Here is a 19573-nt window from a genome sequence, read left to right on the forward strand (position 1 = left end):
GGCCGAAAATTTACCATCCACGCCGCGCGATCGGCGCGGATGGGCGCAGCGGGGTCAGACGGTGGTTTCGACCGCGACGCGGTCCGGCGGAAAGCGCAGGGCGAATACGCTGCCCTTGCCCTGCTCGCTCGTAATCAGCAGTTCGGCATCGTGTCGCATGGCGATGTGCTTGGTGATCGCCAGCCCCAGGCCGGTGCCGCCCACGGCGCGCGAGCGGCCGCGGTCCACGCGGTAGAAGCGTTCGGTCAGGCGGGGCAGGTGGCGGGCGGGGATGCCGATGCCGGTGTCCTGCACGCTGTAGCGCGCGCCGCCGTCCTCTTCGCGCGCCCAGCGCACGGTGATGGTGCCGCCGTCGGGCGTGTACCGCACGGCGTTGGTCAGCAGGTTTGACAGGGCCGAGGCCAGCTCGGTTTCCGCGCCCAGCACGTCCAGGGATTCGTCGATGTGCCACTCCAGCACGTGGCGGCCGCCCGACAGCGCCTCGACCTGCTGGCGCGCCTTCTGCAGCAGGGCGCTGATGTTGACGGCGCGCGGGTCGGTGCCGGGCGACGATTCCAGCGTGGACAGGGTCAGCAGGTCTTCCACGATGGCCTGCATGCGCTGGGCCTGCTCGTGCATCATGTCGATGTACTGTTCGCGCTGCTCGGCCGGCAGGGCGTCCGAAGGCATGTCGCGCAGCGTTTCCAGGAAGCCCGCCAGCACCGTCAGGGGGGTGCGCAGTTCGTGCGACACGTTGGCGACGAAATCGCGGCGGGTGGTTTCCAGGCGCTCGATCTGGGTGACGTCGCGGGTGATCAGCAGGCGCTGGTTGCTGGCGTAGGCCGTCAACTGCATCATCATCAGCCGTTCCTGCCCGTTCTGGCCCAGGCGCACCAGGATGGGGTCGGGCCAGGACGGGCGGTGCGCGTATTCCACGAATTCCGGAGCGCGCAGCAGGTTCAGCAGGTTATGGCCCCGGTCGGCCGGAAGGCGCAGCCCCAGGTGCTGGCGCGCCATGCGGTTGCACCAGTCGATCTGGAAATCCTCGTTCAGGGTCACCGCGCCGTCGGGCAGCGCCTGGGCGGCCGCCAGCATGCCGTGCATGGTGTCCCGGGTTTCGTCCAGTTCGCGGGCGCGGGCCCGGGTGTAGCGGTACAGCGGGGCGAGGATGTCGTCCCAGGGGCCGACGGAGGCGGGCGGGGAGGAGTCGGGGTTGTTGGCCCAGCGGGAGACGAGGTGCAGCCGCCAACTGCGCCAGACCAGCATGGCGGACAGCGCGGCGCTGAACAGGATCCAGCCCGCCGGATCTCCAATGAGCCATTGGGCGATGGACGCCGCGACCGCCCACAGGGCGATCAGGAAAAGGGTGCGCAGCCAGATCATGGTGCGGCAGTTTTACCGCGTCGGGAGCTGGGCGGTAAACCGGTAGCCGCTGCCGCGGACCGTTTCCACGTGCGCGTCATGGCCGCTGGGCTCCAGCGCCTTGCGCAGGCGGCGGATGTGGACGTCGACCGTGCGTTCTTCCACGAAGACGTGGTCGCCCCAGACCTGGTCCAGCAACTGCGAACGGGAGAACACCCGCTCGGGGTGGGTCATGAAGAAGTGCAGCAGGCGGAATTCGGTGGGGCCGATCTGCAGCGACTGGCTGTTGCCCGACAGGCGATGCGTCACCGGATCCAGCTTCAGGCCGCCCACGTCGATCACGTCGTCGGTGAGCTGGGGCGCGCGGCGGCGCAGCACGGCCTTGATGCGGGCCATCAGCTCCTTGGGCGAGAACGGCTTGGTAATGTAGTCGTCAGCGCCGGCTTCCAGGCCGTCCACCTTGTCCTGTTCCGAGCCCTTGGCGGTCAGCATGATGACCGGGACGGCCCGGGTGCGTTCGTCGTTGCGCAGCTTGCGCGCCATGGCGAGGCCGGAGGTGCCGGGCAGCATCCAGTCCAGCAGGATCAGGTCGGGGAGTTCGGCGCGGATCAGGGTCTGGGCCTGGTCGGCGTCGAAGGCGCGCAGCACCTTGTGCCCGGCGAAGGACAGGTTGACGGCGATCAGTTCCTGGATGGCGGGTTCGTCTTCGACGACGAGGATGGTGCTGGACATGGCGGATTGGGCACACTTCTGAGCGCCGGCGCGGCGCGAACATTGCGATAGTATGGCCGCAATATTTCAGGTATGTGACCGCGGAGGGCCGCCGGAGGCGTCCGCGGGCCTCGGCCAGGGGGCCGATAGGCTACCATTGGACGATATATCGGGAATTCACCATGCAAAACCCCTCCGAATCGCAACATTCCGCGGATTCCGCGTCGCCATCCACCCATTTCGGCTTCCAGTCGGTGCCGGAAAGCGAAAAAGCCCGCAAGGTCGCGGAAGTCTTCCATTCGGTCGCCCAGCGCTACGACGTCATGAACGATTTCATGTCGGCGGGCCTGCACCGCGTCTGGAAGGCCTTCACCATCGGCCGCGCGGCCATCCGCCCCGGCATGAAGGTGCTGGACATCGCCGGCGGCACGGGCGACCTGGCGAAAGCCTTCGCCAAGCGGGCCGGGCCCACCGGCGAGGTCTGGCTTACCGACATCAACGATTCCATGCTGCGCGTGGGCCGCGACCGCCTGACCGACGCCGGCCTGCTGGTCCCCGCCGCGGTGTGCGACGCCGAACGGCTGCCCTTTCCCTCGGGCTATTTCGACCGCGTCAGCGTGGCCTTCGGCCTGCGCAACATGACCCACAAGGACCGCGCCCTGGCGGAAATGACCCGGGTGCTCAAGCCGGGCGGCAAGCTGCTGGTGCTGGAATTCTCCCGCGTCGCCAAGCCGCTGGCGCCGGCCTACGACTGGTATTCCTTCAATGTGCTGCCCTGGCTGGGCAAGAAGATCGCCAAGGACGAGGCCAGCTACCGTTACCTGGCCGAATCGATCCGCATGCATCCCGACCAGGAAACCCTGGCCGACATGCTGCGCACGGCCGGCCTGGAGCGGGTGCAGTATTTCAACCTGACTGCCGGCATCGCCGCCTTGCACGAAGGCGTGCGGCTGGGCTGACCGCCCGGGCCCGCGGGATATTTCGCCGCCCCTTGCGGAACTTGTGGGCCGGCGTCTTGTCCGTTATTCTTACGTCATTCAGATTATTGTAAGAAAAGTCGCGACCACGGCCCCGCGATCCGCGGGGCTCCCTGCTGCTCGGGGTGGCAGGGGGCGCGAGTACGAGTACGAGGGAGCAAAACTTATGTCCAAATTCTGTCTTTCGCGGTTTGTCGCCGCGGCGCTCATCGCCATTTCCGGCGCGGCGCTGGTGACGGCGTCGTTCGACGCCGAAGCCCGGCGCGCCGGCGGCGGCGCCAGCATCGGCCGGCAATCCTCCAATGTGACCCAGCAGCGCCAGGCCACCACGCCTCCGGCCGCGGCCAACAATACGGCTGGCGCCACGGCGGCGCCGGCGGCTGCCGGCGCCGCGACGGCCGGCGCAGCGGGTGCCGCCGCCAAGAGCGGCGCTTCGCGCTGGCTCGGCCCCATCGCCGGCATCGCCGCCGGCCTGGGCATCGCCGCGCTGCTGTCCAGCATGGGCCTGTCGGGCGCTTTCGCCGAATTCCTGTCGTCCGCGCTGCTGATCGGCCTGGTCGTCTTCGCCATCATGTTCATCGTCCGCCGCCTGCGCGGCGCGGCGCCGCGCACTGCCACGCAGGGCGCTTTCGGCGGCGCGAACAACGCGCCCGCGGGCCAGCAGCAGCAACCGATGTGGCGCCAGGCGCTGCAGCCGGCGGCCGCTCCCGCTCCCGCCGCGGCCCCCGCCGCCGCAGCCGCGCCGGCCGTGCTGCCCAAGGCTGGCGAGGACAACAACTGGTTCGTGCCGGGCGATTTCGATACGCCCAACTTCCTGAAGCAGGCCAAGGAACAGTTCGTGCGCATCCAGGCAGTCTGGGACAGCGGCAGCACCGACCGCCTGCGCGACTTCCTGACCGACGACCTGATCATCGAGCTCAAGCCGCAACTGGCCGAGCGCGGCGAGGCGCCCAACAAGACCGAAGTCGTGCTGTTGAACGCGGAACTCCTGGGCATCGAAACGGTGTCCGACGGCCACCTGGCCAGCGTCCGCTTCTCCGGCATGCTGCGCGAGGCGCCGGGCACCGAGGCTTTCCGCTTCGAGGAAGTCTGGAACCTCTTCAAGCCGGCCTCCGGCGGCTGGTTGCTGGCCGGCATCCAGCAGATCCCGGTGGACTACGCCAGCTAAGGCTGGCGGACCGGGCAGAACCGCCCTCCGTTGGGGTGCCGCAAGGCATCCGCTTGAGCCGGCCCCACTAGGGGCCGGTTTTTCCATGTGCCTGCGCAAAACACGCTCTCATCTAACCCGTTACACTCCCGATTTACCCATCAATTCCGGCAACTCCGCCCATTGGGCCGTTGCAGACCGTCATGCTGCCTTTTTCGTTCCTGCCCACTCCCTCGCGGTTGGCTGTTAGCGCGCTCAACGCCCTGTTGCGGCGCGAGGACTGGGCGCGCGAACGCCTGTCGCGGCATGCCGGCAAGACCGTGCGCTTCGCGCTCGGCGGCTTCAGCCTGGGCCTGGCCATCGACAGCGAAGGGCTGGCGGCGCAGGCCGACGCGGCGGTGGTGCCCGACGTGACCCTGACGGTCGCGCCCGAGAAGCTGCCGGTGCCGCGCCTGGGCGCAGACCGCGACGCGCCGGATTTCGCCGAGGCCACGCATATCTCCGGCGATGCCGCCCTGGCCCAGGTCGTCGCCGACCTGTCCCGGCAGTTGCGCTGGGACCCCGAGGACGCGCTGGCCCGCGTGGTGGGCGACATCGCCGCGCTGCGCATCGCGGGCGGCGTCCGCGCCGTGGCCGGCGGCGCGCGCACGGCCGGCCAGCGCCTGGCCGGCAACGTGTCGGAATACCTGTCGGAGGAAAGCGGCGTGCTGGCGGGCCGGCCCGCGCTGGAACAGTGGCGCCTGGACCTGGCCGAACTGAACGCCCGCACCGAGGCCCTGGCCCGTTCGGCGGCCGCGCTCCAAACCCGCCTGGCCGCGGCCGGCGCAAAGCGGGGCGCCTGATCCATGTTCCCTCTGCTGCGCCTTGCCCGCATCGTCCTGGTTTCGCTGCGCTACGGCCTGGACGAACTGGTGCTCTCCAGCCTGAATCATCCGCTGGCCACCTGCCTGCTGCGCGTCATCCGCCTGGGCACGCGTCCGCGCAAGCCGCGCGGGCTGCGGCTGCGGCTGGCCCTGGAATCGCTGGGCCCCATTTTCGTGAAGTTCGGGCAGGTGCTGTCCACCCGCCGCGACCTGATTCCCGCCGACATCGCCGACGAACTGGCCCTCCTGCAGGACCGCGTGCCGCCGTTCCCTTCGGCGCAGGCGGCCGCCTGCATCGAAGCGGCGCTGGGCGCGCCGCCCGAGAAGCTGTTCGCGCAGTTCGAGGTGGACCCGGTGGCCTCGGCCTCGATCGCCCAGGTGCACTTCGCGGTGCTGCATGACGGCCGCGAGGTCGCCGTGAAGGTGCTGCGCCCGGGCATGCTGAGCATCATCGAGAAAGACCTGTCGCTCTTGAAGGTGGTGGCGCGCATCATCGAACGCCTGGGCGCCGACGGCCGCCGCCTGAAGCCGCGCGAAGTCGTGGCCGAGTTCGACAAGTACCTGCACGACGAACTGGACCTGGTGCGCGAAGCCTCCAATTGCAGCCAGTTGCGCCGCAATTTCGGCCCCGAGTCCGGCCGCGGCGACATGCTGATCGTGCCCGAGGTGATCTGGGAATACACGGCCTCCACCGTATTCACCATGCAGCGCATGTATGGCGTGCCGGTGGGCCGGGTGGACCGCATGCGCGAGGCGGGCATCGACATCCCGACCCTGGCGCGCACCGGCGTCGAGATCTTCTTCACGCAGGTCTTCACCGACGGCTTCTTCCACGCCGATATGCACCCGGGCAACATCTACGTGTCGGACCGCCCCGAGACGCTGGGCAGCTACATCGCCCTGGACTTCGGCATCGTGGGGTCGCTGTCGGAGTTCGACAAGAATTACCTGGCGCAGAATTTCCTGGCCTTCTTCCACCGCGACTACCGCCGGGTGGCCCAGTTGCACATCGAGTCGGGCTGGGTGCCCCCCGATACGCGCGAAGAAGAACTGGAGGGCGCCGTGCGCGCCGTCTGCGAACCGTACTTTGACCGGCCGCTGTCGGAGATTTCGCTGGGGCAGGTGCTGCTCCGGCTGTTCCAGACCTCGCGCCGGTTCAATGTGGAGATCCAGCCGCAGTTGGTCCTGTTGCAGAAGACCCTGCTGAACGTCGAGGGCCTGGGCCGGCAGCTCGACCCCAACCTGGATCTCTGGAAGACCGCCAAGCCCTACCTGGAACGCTGGATGCGCCAGCGCGTCGGGATCAAGGGGCTGCGGCAAAGCCTGGAAAAGGAGGCCGCGCAGTGGTCGCAGATGCTGCCTGCCTTGCCCAGGCTGGTCCATGACCACCTGAGCCGCCCCAATGTCTCGCCGGCCCTGCTGGCAGAGATGGCTCAGTTGCGGCGGGCGCAGGAGCAGAACAACCGGCTGGTTGCAGCGCTGGTTGGGGTCGTGGCGCTCGCGGTCGGGGTCGCGATATGGGCGTTGACCCGGTAGGCGGCGCAATGATCTAGACGCCTTTTGTCATGTTTCATTCATGAAACGGTCATCATAGCTTCGCGGGAGACGGCGAAAAATAGCGCTGCGGCGGATGGTTGCAGCGCTCGCGCCGACAAGCCGCGCGCGCCATTCATCAATTTCTATAGCCCCATCAGCGGGACGAATACAAGGGCAGACCATGCTTTATCCTGAACTCTTCAAGACCATGGAAGCCGTGCGCTGGAACATGGCGCATGACATTCCCTGGGGCGACTTCGATCGCAGCAAGCTCTCCGACGAGCAGGCGCACACGATCAAGATGAACGCCATCACCGAATGGGCCGCCTTGCCGGCCACCGAAATGTTCCTGCGCGACAATCGCGGCGACAGCGATTTCTGCGCGTTCATGTCGGTATGGTTCTTTGAAGAGCAGAAGCATTCGCTGGTGCTGATCGAGTACCTGCGCCGCTTCCGCCCGGACCTCGTGCCCACCGAAGAAGAGCTGCACAACGTGCGCTTCGAGTTCGATACGGCGCCCGAGCTGGAAACGCTGATGCTGCACTTCTGCGGCGAAATCCGCCTGAACCACTGGTACCGCCGCGCCGCCGAATGGCACACCGAGCCGGTCATCAAGGCCATCTACAAGACCGTGGCCCAGGACGAGGCCCGCCACGCCGGCGCCTACCTGCAATACATGCGCCGCGCCCTGCACGACCGCGGCCAGAACACCAGCGAGCAGGCGCGCCTGGCATTCTCGAAGATCGGCGTGCTGATGGCGTCGGCAGCCCGCACGCAGCAGGCCCTGCACCCCACCAACCTGCACGTGAACAAGGACCTGTTCCCCAACGACACGGTCCAGTCGCGCCTGCCCGAGCCGGGCTGGCTCGAACATTGGCTGGACACGCAGATCCGCTTCGACGGCGTCTGGGAACAGAAGGTCGTCACCCGCATCCTGCACATCCTGTCCAAGCTGATGGACCGCAGCTTCGAAACGGTGAAGGACCTGAACCGCTACCGCAAGGAAATGTCGGCGCTGATCGTGCCGAAGGAAAAGGAAATCGTCGTTCCTTCGGCGGTGTAAGAGCACCCGTTTCGAGGTGTCTGACACCCGTATGGGAGGTCCGCCGTACTGAAACCGGTCTTCCCGGGTGTCTGACACCGGTCGTATCTTGGCGGCCTATCAGATTCAGCCGGTGTCTGACACCCGGGACGGTAGTGTTGGGTTCGTTGCACTGTCTCGTACGGGTGTCAGACACGCGGAAGGCTCGGTAAGGGCAGTACAATCCCGCCCATGCCTGCCGCCCGTTTCGAATCCAAGGTCCTGTCCCGCGACGAATGCGTCGCCGCCGTCGCCGCCGGCCGCTATCCGCGGCCGCTGGTGTTCACCAATGGCGTCTTCGACATCCTGCACCGGGGGCACGCGACCTACCTGGACCAGGCGGCCCAGTTGGGCGCGACGCTCGTGGTGGCGGTGAACACCGACGAATCGGTGCGCCGGCTGGGCAAGGGCGCTGAGCGCCCGCTGAACCGCATGGAAGACCGCGCCGCTTTGCTGGCCGCGCTGGGTTGCGTGGCGGTCGTCACGTCCTTCCATGAAGACACGCCCGAGGCGCTGATCGCGCAGCTCAAGCCCGACCTGATCGTCAAGGGCGGCGACTACGACATGGAAAAGCTGCCCGAGACCGCCCTGGTCAAGACCTGGGGCGGCCGCGCGGTGGCCATTCCGTTCGAATTCGAGCGTTCCACCACCGCCCTGGTGAAGAAGATCCAGGGCGCCTAGCGCGGTTCCCGCAGCAGGCGGTTGATCGCTTCCAGGTCCGTTTCCGCCAGGATGCCGCTGGTGGCCTTCAGGCGCAGGCTCGCCAGCACGGTGCTGTAGCGCGCCAGCGCCAGGTCGCGCTGGGTGGCGTAGAGCTGCTGCTGGGCGTTGAGCACGTCCAGGTTGATGCGCACGCCGACCTCGTAGCCGGTGCGGTTGGCCTCGACCGCCGCACGGCTGGATTTCTCGCCCGCTTCCAGGGCCTGGATGCGGGCCAGGCCGCTGGTGACGCCGGTGTAGTACTGGCGCGCGGCCTGGATGGCCTGGCGGCGCGCCGTTTCGTAGTCGTGGCGTGCCTTCTGTTCCAACTGCACCTTTTCGGTCACCTGCGACGACACGCCGCCGCCCGCGTACAGCGGAATCGACAGCACGACACCGATGGTGTTGTCGATCGGCTTGCCCGGCGCGGCATTGCCCATGACCGCGTCGCTCGCGCTGCCGCTGGTGGCGCGCAGGTTCAGCGTGGGGTAGTGGCCGCTCTTGGCGATCTGGATCTCGCGTCCGGCGATGCGGGTCAGCAGTTGGGCGCGCAGTACGTCCAGGCTGGAGGCCTCGGCCTGGTTGCTCCAGTCGGCGACGCGGGCGGGCTGCGGGGCGGGCAGTTGCACGCCGTAGGGCAGTTCGGCCAGCGCGCCGGGGGCCGTGCCGACGATCTTGGCCAGCTCGTCGCGGCGCACTTCCAGATCGTTCTGCAGGCGCAGTTCCTGGGCCACCACCAGGTCGTAGCGCGCCTGCGCTTCGTAGGTGTCGGTGATGGTGGCGTTGCCCAGCTCGAAATTGCGCTTGGCGGACTCCAACTGCCCGGCCACGGCGGCCTTCTCGGCCTCGGTGGCGGTCAGCGTGTCCTGGGCGTAGAGCACGTTGAAATAGGCGTCGGCCACGCGCAGCAGCAGATCCTGGTAGGCCTGCTGCAATTGCACTTCGACGTCGGCCACGACCAGCTTGGACTGTTCGTAGTTCTGCCAGCGGCCCCAGTCGAACAGGGGTTGGGTCAGCGCCAGGTCCCAGACGCCGCGTCCGCCGCTGTAGGCGACGCCCAGGCCGCGGGTGCTGCGGGTTTCCTGGTAGGCCCCGCCGGCTTCGGCGGAAATCAGGGGCAGGAGCAGGGAGCGGGCCTGGGGTTCTTTTTCCAGGCCGGCGCGGTAGTTGGCCCGCGCGGCGGCGTAGATGGGGTCATTGCCCAGCGCCGCCTGCCAGACCTGGATCAGGTTCTGCGCGCGGGCAAGGGACGGGCCGGCGCTTGCGGCGCAGGTGAATACCAATAAAGCCGTAAGCAATCGGACGCGCATGATTTTCAACGATACGCCGGGCCGCCCGGAACGCCGCCGGCCTGGCCGGGGCGTGGACGCCGGGCGGCGGGGTTGGGACTCAGAACTTGAACTGGGACACCGTCACGCCGCGCAGCGGCTTGATGACCGTTTCGAACAGGTTCACCGTTTCGAAGCTGGCCGCGGTGGTGCGGGTGATGCGACAGGCCGTCATGACGGGGGCCTGGCCGACGACGACGACCAGGCGGCCGCCGACGCGGAGCTGGTACTTCAGCGCGTCCGGTACGGTCGGCACGGAACCCGTGACGAGGATGGCGTCGTATTCGGTGGAGCCCCAGCCGTTGCGGGCGTCGCCCGTTTCGACCTTGACGTTGGTGACGTTGTTCATTTGCAGATTCTGCTGGGCGAACGTCACCAGGCGGCTGTCGATCTCGACCGACGTGACCTGTTGCGCCAGGTAGCCCAGCAGCGCGGCCTGGTAGCCGGAACCGGTGCCGATTTCCAGCACGCAGTCGGACTTGGTCAGCAGCAGTTCCTGCGCCAGGCGGGCTTCCACCTTGGGCGCGAGCATGGTCTGGCGCGTGTTGACCGCGTTGATTTCCAGCGGCAGTTCCAGGTCGGAAAACGCCATCGCGCGCAGGGCCGGCGGAACGAATTGTTCGCGGCGCACGTCGAACAGCGCTTGCAGCACGTTGGCGTCCAGAACGTCCCACGGGCGGATCTGCTGTTCCACCATATTGAAGCGGGCTTGTTCTACGTCGGGCAGGGTCGAAGCGTTCATGACGGTCAGAAAAAACAGAGGAATCAACTGACCATTGTACCGATTCGTAGCGTACTGTGACGCTTCGGCCCGCCGACAAGTGTTTCAGCCGGCGCCCGGGCCTACCACCAGGCGTGGAAGTGATGCACGGGCCCGTGGCCGGAACCCACCGACAGGCGTTCCGCGTGGCGGATGGCCTCGGTCAGGTAGGCCTTGGCGCGACGCGCGGCCTCTGGTACGTCCCCGGTTTGCGGCAGCAGGGCCGCCAGCGCCGCCGACAGCGTGCAGCCGGTGCCATGGGTGTTGGCCGTGGGGATGCGGTGGCCGGGCAGTTCGATCATCCGGTCGCCGTCGTGCAGCAGGTCGATGGTGTCGTTGCCGGGCAGGTGGCCGCCCTTGACGAGAACCCAGCGTTCGCCGGAATGGGCCAGCTTGTTGCGCAGCCGTTCGGCCACGCGGCGCATTTCCTTGACGGTCTCGACCGGGCGCTCTTCCAGCAGCACGCCGGCCTCGGGCAGGTTGGGCGTCAGCAGGGTGGCCTGCGGCAGCAGGGCCTCGCGCATGGCGCCCACGGCCTCGTTCTCCAGCAGCAGGTCGCCGCTCTTGGCCACCATGACCGGGTCCAGCACCACGTGGGCCGGGGCCCATTTGGCGAGCTTTTCGGCCACGATTTCGATTACCGGCCGCTGGCCCAGCATGCCGATCTTGACGGCGTCGATGCGCACGTCCTCGAACAGCGTGTCGATCTGCTGGCCCACGAAGGCGGGCGGCACCGCCGAGATGCCGGTGACGCCGCGCGTGTTCTGCGCCGTCAGCGCCGCGATCACGGCGCAGCCGTAGGCGCCCAGCGCGCTCATGGCCTTCACGTCGGCCAGGATGCCGGCGCCGCCGGACGGGTCGACGCCGGCGATGGTCAGCGCGTTGGGGATGGGACGGCCGCCTGCGGCCTGCTGGCCGGTGCTCATTTGGGGGCGCCGGCCGTGATCAGGCCTTCGGTGGGCGAGCTGGGGGCGCCGCTGTACAGCTTCTTGGGCATGCGGCCGGCCAGGAAGGCCTCGCGGCCGGCTTCCACGCCCTTTTTCATGGCGCTGGCCATCAGGATGGGGTCGCGCGCGCCGGCGATGGCGGTGTTCATCAGGACGGCGTCGCAGCCCAGTTCCATGGCGATGGCGGCATCGGACGCGGTGCCCACGCCGGCGTCCACCACGATCGGCACGCGGGCCTGGTCGATGATGAGGCGCAGGTTCCAGGGGTTCAGGATGCCCATGCCCGAGCCGATCAGCGAGGCCAGCGGCATCACGGCCACGGCGCCCAGGTCTTCCAGCATGCGGCACTGGATGGGATCGTCGGTGCAATACACCATGACCTTGAAGCCGTCGTCCACCAGGGTCTTGGTGGCCTTGAGCGTTTCGGGCATGTTGGGGAACAGGGTCTGCGGGTCGCCCAGCACTTCCAGTTTCACCAGGTCGTGGCCGTCCAGCAGCTCGCGCGCCAGGCGCAGCGTGCGCACGGCGTCGTCGGCGCTGTAGCAGCCGGCGGTGTTGGGCAGCAGCGTGAATTTCGAGGGCGGGACGTAGTCCAGCAGGTTCGGTTCACCGGCGTTCTGGCCGATATTGGTGCGGCGGATCGCGACGGTGACGATCTCGGTGCCGCTGGCGTCCAGCGCCGCGCGGGTCTGTTCGAAGTCCTTGTACTTGCCGGTGCCGACGAGCAGGCGCGACGAGTAGGCGCGGCCGGCGATGGTGAGAGTGTCTTGAGTGGTCATGGCGGTGTTTCAAAGGGCGGGTGCGCACGATGCGGGGCCCGCGGGGACTGGCGTATCTTGCACGAATGATAAAGCACGACGCCGATCGACAGAGGAGTCCGGCGGAATGCCGCGTTCCACTATTTGAAGATGGCGGCATGGCGGCGGATCAGCGGCGCAGGCGGTCCAGGTCGGCGCAGAGGCTTTCGGCCGCGTCCAGCAGCCGCGGCCCGGGGCGGTACAGCGCGTCCGCGTCGATCCCGTACACGTGGCCCTGGCGGGCGGCGGGCAGGCCCAGCGCCTGCCAGGCGGCGAGGTTCCGCGGCGTGTCCTCCGGCCGGCTCACGCCCGCCAGCACGGCTTCGGGCCGGGCGGCCAGCACGCTTTCCAGCGTGACCTGCGGAGCCACGACGGGGGCCTGGCCGAAGACGTTGACGCCGCCGCAGGCGCGCAGGGCGTCGCTGACGATGCTCGAGTCGTTCAGGGTGAAGATGGGATCCAGGCCCGCCTGGACGAACACGCGCACCGGCCGGCGGCCGGCGTAGCGCGCCGTCAGGGCGTCCAGCCGGGCGCGCAGGTCCCGGGCGGCGGCCCGCGCCTGGGGTTCGGTGCCGAACAGGACGCCCATGCGCTCCACGGCGTCGGGGATGGCCGCCAGGGTCGGCGGATCGCTGTAGAAGACCGGAACGTCCAGCTTGCCCATGACGCGGACCAGCGGCTCGGCGGCGGCCGCCTGCCAGGCGATCAGCAGGTCGGGGCGGGCGGCGGCCACCCGTTCGGGGTCGGGCTGGGTGCCGTCGCCGATGACCGGCAGGCGGCGGGCGGCGGGCGGATAGTCGCTGCCGCGGACGGTGCCGACGAGGTAGTCGCCCGCTCCCGCGGCGTAGACGAGTTCGGTGGCGTGCGGAGCCAGGGTGACCGCGCGCCGGGCGGGCGCCGGCAGCACGACGTCCCGGTTGCGGTCGTCGCGGACCTGGATCGTGGCCGCGCCGGCGCCCTGGACTGCCAGGCAGGCAAGCCAGAGCCAGCTTGTACGAGCGATCCGGTGAATCGGCGGCGTCATGGAATAGGGGAGGCGGGCGGCGCAGGCCGCCGCCCGCACATCCTAGCCTACATGCGCCAGGACAGGTTCACGAACGCGTTCGAACCCGGCGTGGCGTAGCCTTCGGCCAGGGTGTAGTGCTTGTCGAACACGTTGTTCCAGCGGACCTGCACCTGGAAGTTGCGCGTGATGTCGTACGAGGCGGTCAGGTTGAAGAGCCCGTAGCCGGCCATGTACGTCTGGCCCACGTCGTAGCGCTCGTCCGACACGTACCACTCCGCACCCACCAGCAACTGGTCGAAACGATGGTCGATCGAGGTGCGCAGGACGGTGCGCGCGCGGCGCAGCAACTGCTCGTTGGTGTCGTCGTTCTTCGGATTGCTCAGGTCCAGGCTGGCCCGGATGCGGGTGTTGCCGAAGCTGTGCGCGCCCGAAACGGTGAAGCCCTGCAGCGTGGCCCGGCCGACGTTGCCCAGCGTCGATCCGGCGAACGGGTTGCTGGGGTCCAGGGCCTGGGTCTGAATCAGGTTCTTGACGCGCGTGTGGTAGTACACGACGCCCAGTTCGCTGGTGTCGTCCTGGTACTTCAGGCCGATTTCGCCGTTGCGCGATTCTTCGGGCTTGAGCCGCGGGTTGCCGACATAGCCGCCGATGTCCGGGTAGTAGAGGTCATTGAAGCTGGGGGCGCGGAAGCCGGTATTGGCCGCCACGGTCGCGCGCAGATTGCCGGTCAGGTCGAAACCGTAGGCCAGGCCGCCGGTGGTGCGATGGCCGACTTCGGACACGTTGTCGTTGCGCAGGCTGGCCTGCACGTGATGGCGGCCGAAGTCGCCCAGGTACACGCCGGTGAACGAATTCACGTGGCGGCGGGTCTGCGAGTAGTCGCCATAGGTCACGTTCATGAAGTCGGTGAAATCGGCGATGTCGCCCTTCACGCGCTGATCCAGGTGTTCGTAGGCGAGCGTGAACTTCTGGTTCTCGGCCAGGCGGAAATCGTTCTGCCAGGAATACTGGTTCTGGCGGGTGCGGAAGGTGGTGCGGCCGTCGGGCGAGTTGCCGGGGCTCAGGTCGGCCGGTGCGTTGCGCGATTCGTTGTCGTCGACCATGTAGCCCACGCGCAGCGTGCTCTTCCAGAAGTCGGCCAGGCGGTTTTCGCTGGTGATCGAGTAGTTCTCCAGCTTTTGCACGCTGCGGTCGTTGAAATAGGGCTCGCCGTTGTCGTAGCCCCCGTTGACGCGCGTCTGGTAGACCTGCACCGACAGCTTCTGCTCGGGCTTCCATTCGTAGCCCAGCGAGCCGGCCACGTTGTTCTGGTAGTAGCTGTCCTTGTCGGGGTTGTGCGAAAACGGATTGCGCGTGGTGGTCGCGTCGAAGCCGTGGCTTTGCTGGTAGCCGCCCGACAGGCTGTAGGTCCAGCCGTTGGACGCGCCCGAAATGCCCGCGTTGTAGCTGCTGGTGCCGTAGGTGCCGAAGCCGATGTTGGAGTAGGCCGACAACGGCTTGTCGCTGGCCTGCCGGGTGATGACGTTGATCACGCCGCCGATGGCGTCCGCGCCGTACAGGCTGCTGGCGGCGCCGCGCACGATTTCGATGCGCTCGATGCTGTCCGCGGGGATGGCGTTCAGCGCGGGAATGCCGCTGGACGCGTTGTTGATGCGCTGGCCGTCGATCAGCACCAGCGTCTGGTTGCTGTTGGCCCCGCGCATGAACAGGCTGGTCGCGGTCTGCGGGCCGCCGTTGTTCACGTATTCGATGCCATGGCTGCGAGACAGCACTTCGGCAAGGCTGCTCTGCCCGGCGCGCGACAGCGTTTCGCGGTCGATGACAGACGTGTCGCTCAGGACGTTCTTCAGTTCCTGGGGCGTGCGGCTGGCCGTCACGACGATGGTGTCCAGTTGGGCGACGGATGCGGAAGGGGTGGCTTGCTGGGCGCTGGCCAGGAGGGGGGCGGCGCACGCCAGGACGCCGGCGCTGCGGCGGATGGAGCGGGTATTCATCAGGATGACCTCGGTGTGACGCGCGACCCCGCACGTCGTTCACGAAAACGGGCACGCGCGGCGCGAGGCGCCGGGCGCGTGCTTGCTGGCGAACTGGCCGGTATCGGGCTGCCATGGGCGCGTCGCGCGCATGGGGACCGTTGCGGGGGCAGCACAGGCTGGAGCCTGGATGGGCGGGCCGCCTTGTGGGGGCCAGCCGTCCTGCGGACATCTTCCTGTTTCCCGTTTACCTTTCGCGCGCCGCCTGCAAGTGTTGCGTTCTTGCAAGCGCATTGCGCCGAAAGCACCGGTTCGGGGCCGAAACTGTATCACCGGGAGGCGCGGGTTAGCCCATTTTGTTACGATCAGGGCTTGTTTTTCCGGCGTTTTTCGCTTTTTAGCCACACTGCGCCGCCGTTGCCAACTCCATCCGGACCTGCCCGTGTCGTATCCCCGCCTGCCATACCCGCCCGAAGCCTATACCCAGGGCGGTGAATTCGCCCGCCTGCTGGGCAAGCGCATCCTGATCCTGGACGGCGCCATGGGCACCATGATCCAGCGCTACAAGCTGGGCGAGGCGGACTTCCGCGGCGAGCGCTTCGCCGCCCACGGCAAGGATCTGAAGGGCGACAACGAACTGCTGTCGCTGGTGCGGCCGGACGTGATCTCCGAGATCCACCGCCAGTACCTCGAGGCCGGCGCCGACGTCATCGAGACCAACACCTTCGGCGCCACTTCGATCGCGCAGGGCGACTACGACCTGCCCGAACTGGCCTACGAACTGAACCTGGTGTCCGCCCGCCTCGCGCGCGAGGCCTGTGACGCCTACAGCACGCCGGACAAGCCGCGTTTCGTGGCCGGCGCGCTGGGCCCGCAGCCCAAGACGGCCTCGATCTCTCCGGACGTGAACGACCCGGGCGCCCGCAACGTCACTTTCGACGAACTGCGCGCGGCCTACGTCGAACAGCTCAACGGGCTGCTCGACGGCGGCATCGACATCGTCCTGATCGAAACCATTTTCGACACGTTGAATGCCAAGGCGGCCATCTACGCCACCGAGGAAGTGTTCGAAGAGCGCGGCATCCGCCTGCCCGTCATGGTCTCCGGCACGGTGACCGACGCCTCCGGCCGCATCCTGTCGGGCCAGACCGTCGAGGCCTTCTGGAATTCGGTGCGCCACGCGCGCCCCGTCACCATCGGCCTGAACTGCGCGCTGGGCGCGGCGCTGATGCGCCCCTACGTGGCCGAGCTGGCCAGGATCTGCGACACCTACGTCTGCGTCTATCCCAACGCCGGCCTGCCCAACCCGATGGCCGAGACCGGGTTCGACGAAACCCCGGCCGACACCTCGGCGCTGCTGGAGGAATTCGCGCGCGCCGGCCTGGTGAACATGTCCGGCGGCTGCTGCGGCACCACGCCGGACCACATCCGCGCCATCGCCGAGAAAGTCGGTTCGCTCACGCCGCGCGCCGTGCCCGATATCCCGGTCAAGACCCGGCTGTCGGGCCTTGAGCCCTTGAACATCGACGAAGACACGCTGTACGTCAACGTGGGCGAACGCACCAACGTGACGGGCAGCAAGATGTTCGCCCGCCTGATCCGCGAAGAGAAATACGACGAGGCGCTGGCCGTGGCCCGCCAGCAGGTCGAGAACGGCGCGCAGATCATCGACATCAACATGGACGAGGCCATGCTGGATTCGGTGGCGTGCATGCACCGCTTCCTGAACCTGATCGCCTCCGAGCCGGACATCGCGCGCGTGCCGATCATGATCGACAGCTCCAAGTGGGAAGTCATCGAGGCCGGCCTGAAGTGCGTGCAGGGCAAGCCGGTGGTGAACTCCATTTCCATGAAGGAAGGGCTGGAGCCCTTCCGCCACCATGCGCGCCTGTGCCGCCGCTACGGCGCGGCCGTGGTGGTGATGGCCTTCGACGAGCAGGGCCAGGCCGACACGCTGGAGCGCCGCAAGGAAATCTGCGGCCGGGCCTACCAGATCCTGGTCGAGGAAGAGGGCTTTCCGCCCGAAGACATCATTTTCGATCCGAACGTCTTCGCGGTCGCCACCGGCATCGACGAACACAACCACTACGCCGTGGACTTCATCGAAGGCACGCGCTGGATCCGCGACAACCTGCCGCATGCCCGCATTTCGGGCGGCGTGTCCAACGTCAGCTTCTCGTTCCGCGGCAACGAGCCGATGCGCGAGGCCATCCACACCGTGTTCCTGTACTACGCGGTCAAGGAAGGCATGACGATGGGCATCGTCAACGCCGGCCAGCTCGGCGTGTACGCGGACCTGGATCCGAAGCTGCGCGACCTGGTCGAGGACGTGATCCTGGACCGTCCCGAGCCCGTGGGCAAGACCGAGGCCGACGACGAACGCACCCCGACCGAGCGCCTGGTGCAGTTCGCCGACAGCGTGAAGGGGTCGGGCGCCAAGAAGGAAGAGGACCTGGCCTGGCGCGACGCCTCCGTCGAGCAGCGCCTGTCGCACGCGCTGGTGCACGGCATCACGGCCTTCATCGTCGAAGACACGGAAGAGGTGCGCCAGAAGATCGCCGCGCGCGGCGGCCGCCCCATCGAGGTGATCGAAGGCCCGCTGATGGACGGCATGAACGTCGTGGGCGACCTGTTCGGCGCGGGCAAGATGTTCCTGCCGCAGGTGGTGAAATCCGCCCGCGTCATGAAGCAGGCCGTGGCGCACCTGATCCCCTTCATCGAAGAGGAAAAGCGCCAGATCGCGGCGGCCGGCGGCGACGTGCGGGCCAAGGGCAAGATCGTCATCGCCACCGTCAAGGGCGACGTGCACGACATCGGCAAGAACATCGTGTCGGTGGTCCTGCAGTGCAACAACTTCGAAGTCGTGAACATGGGCGTGATGGTGCCCTGCGCGCAGATCCTGGAAAAGGCCAAGGAAGAGAACGCCGACATCGTCGGCCTGTCGGGCCTGATCACGCCCAGCCTGGAAGAAATGGCGTACGTGGCCAGCGAAATGCAGCGCGACGAGTATTTCCGCAACCGCAAGCTGCCGCTGATGATAGGCGGGGCCACCACCAGCCGCGTGCACACCGCCGTGAAGATCGCGCCCAACTACGAAGGCCCGGTCATCTACGTGCCGGACGCCAGCCGTTCCGTGGGCGTGGCCACCAACCTGATGTCGGACCAGGCGGACGCCTACCTGGCGGAACTGGCGCAGGACTACGAAGAGGTGCGCCGCCGCCACGCCAACCGCAAGGCCACGCCGATCCTGCCGCTGGCGGAAGCGCGCGCCTCGCGCCCCGCGATCGACTGGGACGCCTACACGCCGCCGCGCCCGAAGTTCATCGGCCGCCGCACGTTCAAGAGCTACGACCTGGCCGAGATCGTGAAATACGTGGACTGGGGTCCGTTCTTCCAGACCTGGAGCCTGTTCGGCCCGTTCCCGGCGATCCTGGACGACAAGGTCGTGGGCGAGCAGGCGCGCAAGGTCTACGCCGACGGCCTGGCCATGATGAAGCGCATCGTCGAAGGCCGCTGGCTGACCGCCAACGGCGTCGTCGGCTTCTACCCGGCCAACAGCGTCAACGACGAGGACATCGAGGTCTACAAGGACGAAACGCGCAGCGAAGTGCTGTTCACCTACCGCAACCTGCGCCAGCAGGGCGCCAAGCGCGAAGGCGTCAGCAACAAGTCGCTGTCGGACTTCATCGCGCCCAGGTCCAGCGGCAAGCTGGACTACATCGGCATGTTCGCCGTCACGGCCGGTATCGGCATCGAGAAGAAGGAAGCGGAGTTCGAAAAGGCGCTGGACGACTATTCCAGCATCATGCTGAAGTCCCTGGCCGACCGCCTGGCCGAGGGCTTCGCCGAATGCCTGCACGCCCGCGTGCGCCAGGACCTGTGGGGCTACGCATCCGACGAGGCCCTGTCCAACGACGACATGATCGCCGAGAAGTACGTGGGCATCCGCCCGGCGCCCGGCTATCCCGCATGCCCGGAGCACGTGGTGAAGACCGACATGTTCCGCGTGCTGGACGGCGCGGACATCGGCATGATGCTGACCGACAGCTACGCCATGTACCCGGCCTCGAGCGTGTCCGGCTTCTACTTCAGCCATCCGCAGTCGCAGTACTTCAACGTGGGCGTGATCGGCGAAGACCAGTTGCTGGATTACGCGGCGCGCAGCGGACGCAGCATCGAGGACCTGAAGCGGACGCTGGCGCCGAACCTGGGGTGATGCCATGTTCCGGTGTCCGCAGCGTTTCGGTGTCTGACACCCGCGTGAGATGGCAGCGTTCCGGTGTCTGACACCCAGGTGAGATGAGCTTGAATTTGCGAGGGTGTCTCGTGGGGTGTCAGACACCTTGGGCGTCCCCGCATCCGCACAGCGTTCCGGTGTCTGACACCCGGGTGAGATGAGCGTCAACT

15 protein-coding genes are annotated in these 19573 nt (G+C 67.6%); 7 read left to right on the forward strand and 8 right to left on the reverse strand.

The window, feature by feature from the left end:
• Window positions 1–54: 54 nt before the first annotated feature.
• Window positions 55–1362 (reverse strand): phosphate regulon sensor histidine kinase PhoR, encoded by a 1308-nt coding sequence (phoR, locus tag AVE30378_RS14175; RefSeq protein WP_129241515.1) that lies wholly within the window; start codon window positions 1360–1362, stop codon window positions 55–57.
• A gap of 12 nt (window positions 1363–1374) precedes the next feature.
• A complete protein-coding gene (gene phoB / locus AVE30378_RS14180) occupies window positions 1375–2073 on the reverse strand; it encodes a phosphate regulon transcriptional regulator PhoB (protein ID WP_006227196.1) in 699 nt (232 codons plus the stop codon).
• A gap of 161 nt (window positions 2074–2234) precedes the next feature.
• On the opposite strand from phoB, the gene ubiE reads away from it, so the two are divergent.
• The 6 genes from ubiE to rfaE2 all read left to right on the forward strand — a co-directional run bounded on the left by ubiE (window position 2235) and on the right by rfaE2 (window position 8337).
• Window positions 2235–3011 carry a bifunctional demethylmenaquinone methyltransferase/2-methoxy-6-polyprenyl-1,4-benzoquinol methylase UbiE gene (gene ubiE / locus AVE30378_RS14185; protein ID WP_062684601.1) on the forward strand — a complete coding sequence of 259 codons (777 nt, stop codon included), beginning with the start codon at window positions 2235–2237 and terminating at the stop codon, window positions 3009–3011.
• Between the two features lie 184 nt (window positions 3012–3195).
• Window positions 3196–4197 (forward strand): Tim44 domain-containing protein, encoded by a 1002-nt coding sequence (locus AVE30378_RS14190; RefSeq protein ID WP_129241516.1) that lies wholly within the window; start codon window positions 3196–3198, stop codon window positions 4195–4197.
• A gap of 182 nt (window positions 4198–4379) precedes the next feature.
• The gene (locus AVE30378_RS14195; RefSeq protein WP_129241517.1) at window positions 4380–5018 is read left to right on the forward strand and encodes a ubiquinone biosynthesis accessory factor UbiJ; all 639 of its coding nucleotides are present in this window, start codon (window positions 4380–4382) and stop codon (window positions 5016–5018) included.
• A gap of 3 nt (window positions 5019–5021) precedes the next feature.
• Window positions 5022–6575 (forward strand): ubiquinone biosynthesis regulatory protein kinase UbiB, encoded by a 1554-nt coding sequence (gene ubiB, locus AVE30378_RS14200; RefSeq protein ID WP_129241518.1) that lies wholly within the window; start codon window positions 5022–5024, stop codon window positions 6573–6575.
• Between the two features lie 181 nt (window positions 6576–6756).
• Window positions 6757–7638, forward strand: a complete 882-nt coding sequence (locus AVE30378_RS14205) for a ferritin-like domain-containing protein (RefSeq protein WP_129241519.1) — start codon at window positions 6757–6759, stop codon at window positions 7636–7638.
• 210 nt (window positions 7639–7848) lie between these two features.
• Window positions 7849–8337: a D-glycero-beta-D-manno-heptose 1-phosphate adenylyltransferase gene (gene rfaE2, locus AVE30378_RS14210; protein WP_129241520.1), complete on the forward strand. Its 489-nt coding sequence runs from the start codon at window positions 7849–7851 to the stop codon at window positions 8335–8337.
• Here the strand turns inward: rfaE2 and AVE30378_RS14215 are convergent.
• The 6 genes from AVE30378_RS14215 to AVE30378_RS14240 all read right to left on the reverse strand — a co-directional run bounded on the left by AVE30378_RS14215 (window position 8334) and on the right by AVE30378_RS14240 (window position 15187).
• Window positions 8334–9665, reverse strand: coding sequence for a TolC family outer membrane protein (locus tag AVE30378_RS14215; RefSeq protein ID WP_129241521.1), 1332 nt, complete (start codon window positions 9663–9665; stop codon window positions 8334–8336). The genes rfaE2 and AVE30378_RS14215 overlap by 4 nt on opposite strands.
• 79 nt (window positions 9666–9744) lie before the next feature.
• Window positions 9745–10425, reverse strand: a complete 681-nt coding sequence (locus AVE30378_RS14220) for a protein-L-isoaspartate O-methyltransferase family protein (RefSeq protein WP_043544965.1) — start codon at window positions 10423–10425, stop codon at window positions 9745–9747.
• A 101-nt stretch (window positions 10426–10526) separates the two neighbouring features.
• Window positions 10527–11369 carry a bifunctional hydroxymethylpyrimidine kinase/phosphomethylpyrimidine kinase gene (gene thiD, locus AVE30378_RS14225; RefSeq protein ID WP_129241522.1) on the reverse strand — a complete coding sequence of 281 codons (843 nt, stop codon included), beginning with the start codon at window positions 11367–11369 and terminating at the stop codon, window positions 10527–10529.
• Entirely contained in the window at window positions 11366–12169 is an 804-nt protein-coding gene (locus AVE30378_RS14230) for a thiazole synthase (RefSeq protein WP_129241523.1), read from the reverse strand. The genes thiD and AVE30378_RS14230 overlap by 4 nt, the downstream gene beginning before the upstream one ends.
• A gap of 148 nt (window positions 12170–12317) precedes the next feature.
• Window positions 12318–13211: a cobalamin-binding protein gene (locus tag AVE30378_RS14235; RefSeq protein WP_129241524.1), complete on the reverse strand. Its 894-nt coding sequence runs from the start codon at window positions 13209–13211 to the stop codon at window positions 12318–12320.
• A 47-nt stretch (window positions 13212–13258) separates the two neighbouring features.
• On the reverse strand, window positions 13259–15187 hold the full coding sequence (locus AVE30378_RS14240) for a TonB-dependent receptor domain-containing protein (RefSeq protein WP_129241525.1): 1929 nt from the start codon (window positions 15185–15187) through the stop codon (window positions 13259–13261).
• A 421-nt stretch (window positions 15188–15608) separates the two neighbouring features.
• Between AVE30378_RS14240 and metH the strand changes: the two genes are divergently transcribed.
• Window positions 15609–19382 (forward strand): methionine synthase, encoded by a 3774-nt coding sequence (gene metH, locus AVE30378_RS14245; protein WP_129241526.1) that lies wholly within the window; start codon window positions 15609–15611, stop codon window positions 19380–19382.
• Window positions 19383–19573: the final 191 nt, after the last annotated feature.

It is taken from the genome of Achromobacter veterisilvae, from assembly GCF_900496975.1.
In the GTDB taxonomy this organism is placed as follows: Bacteria; Pseudomonadota; Gammaproteobacteria; order Burkholderiales; family Burkholderiaceae_B; genus Achromobacter; species Achromobacter veterisilvae.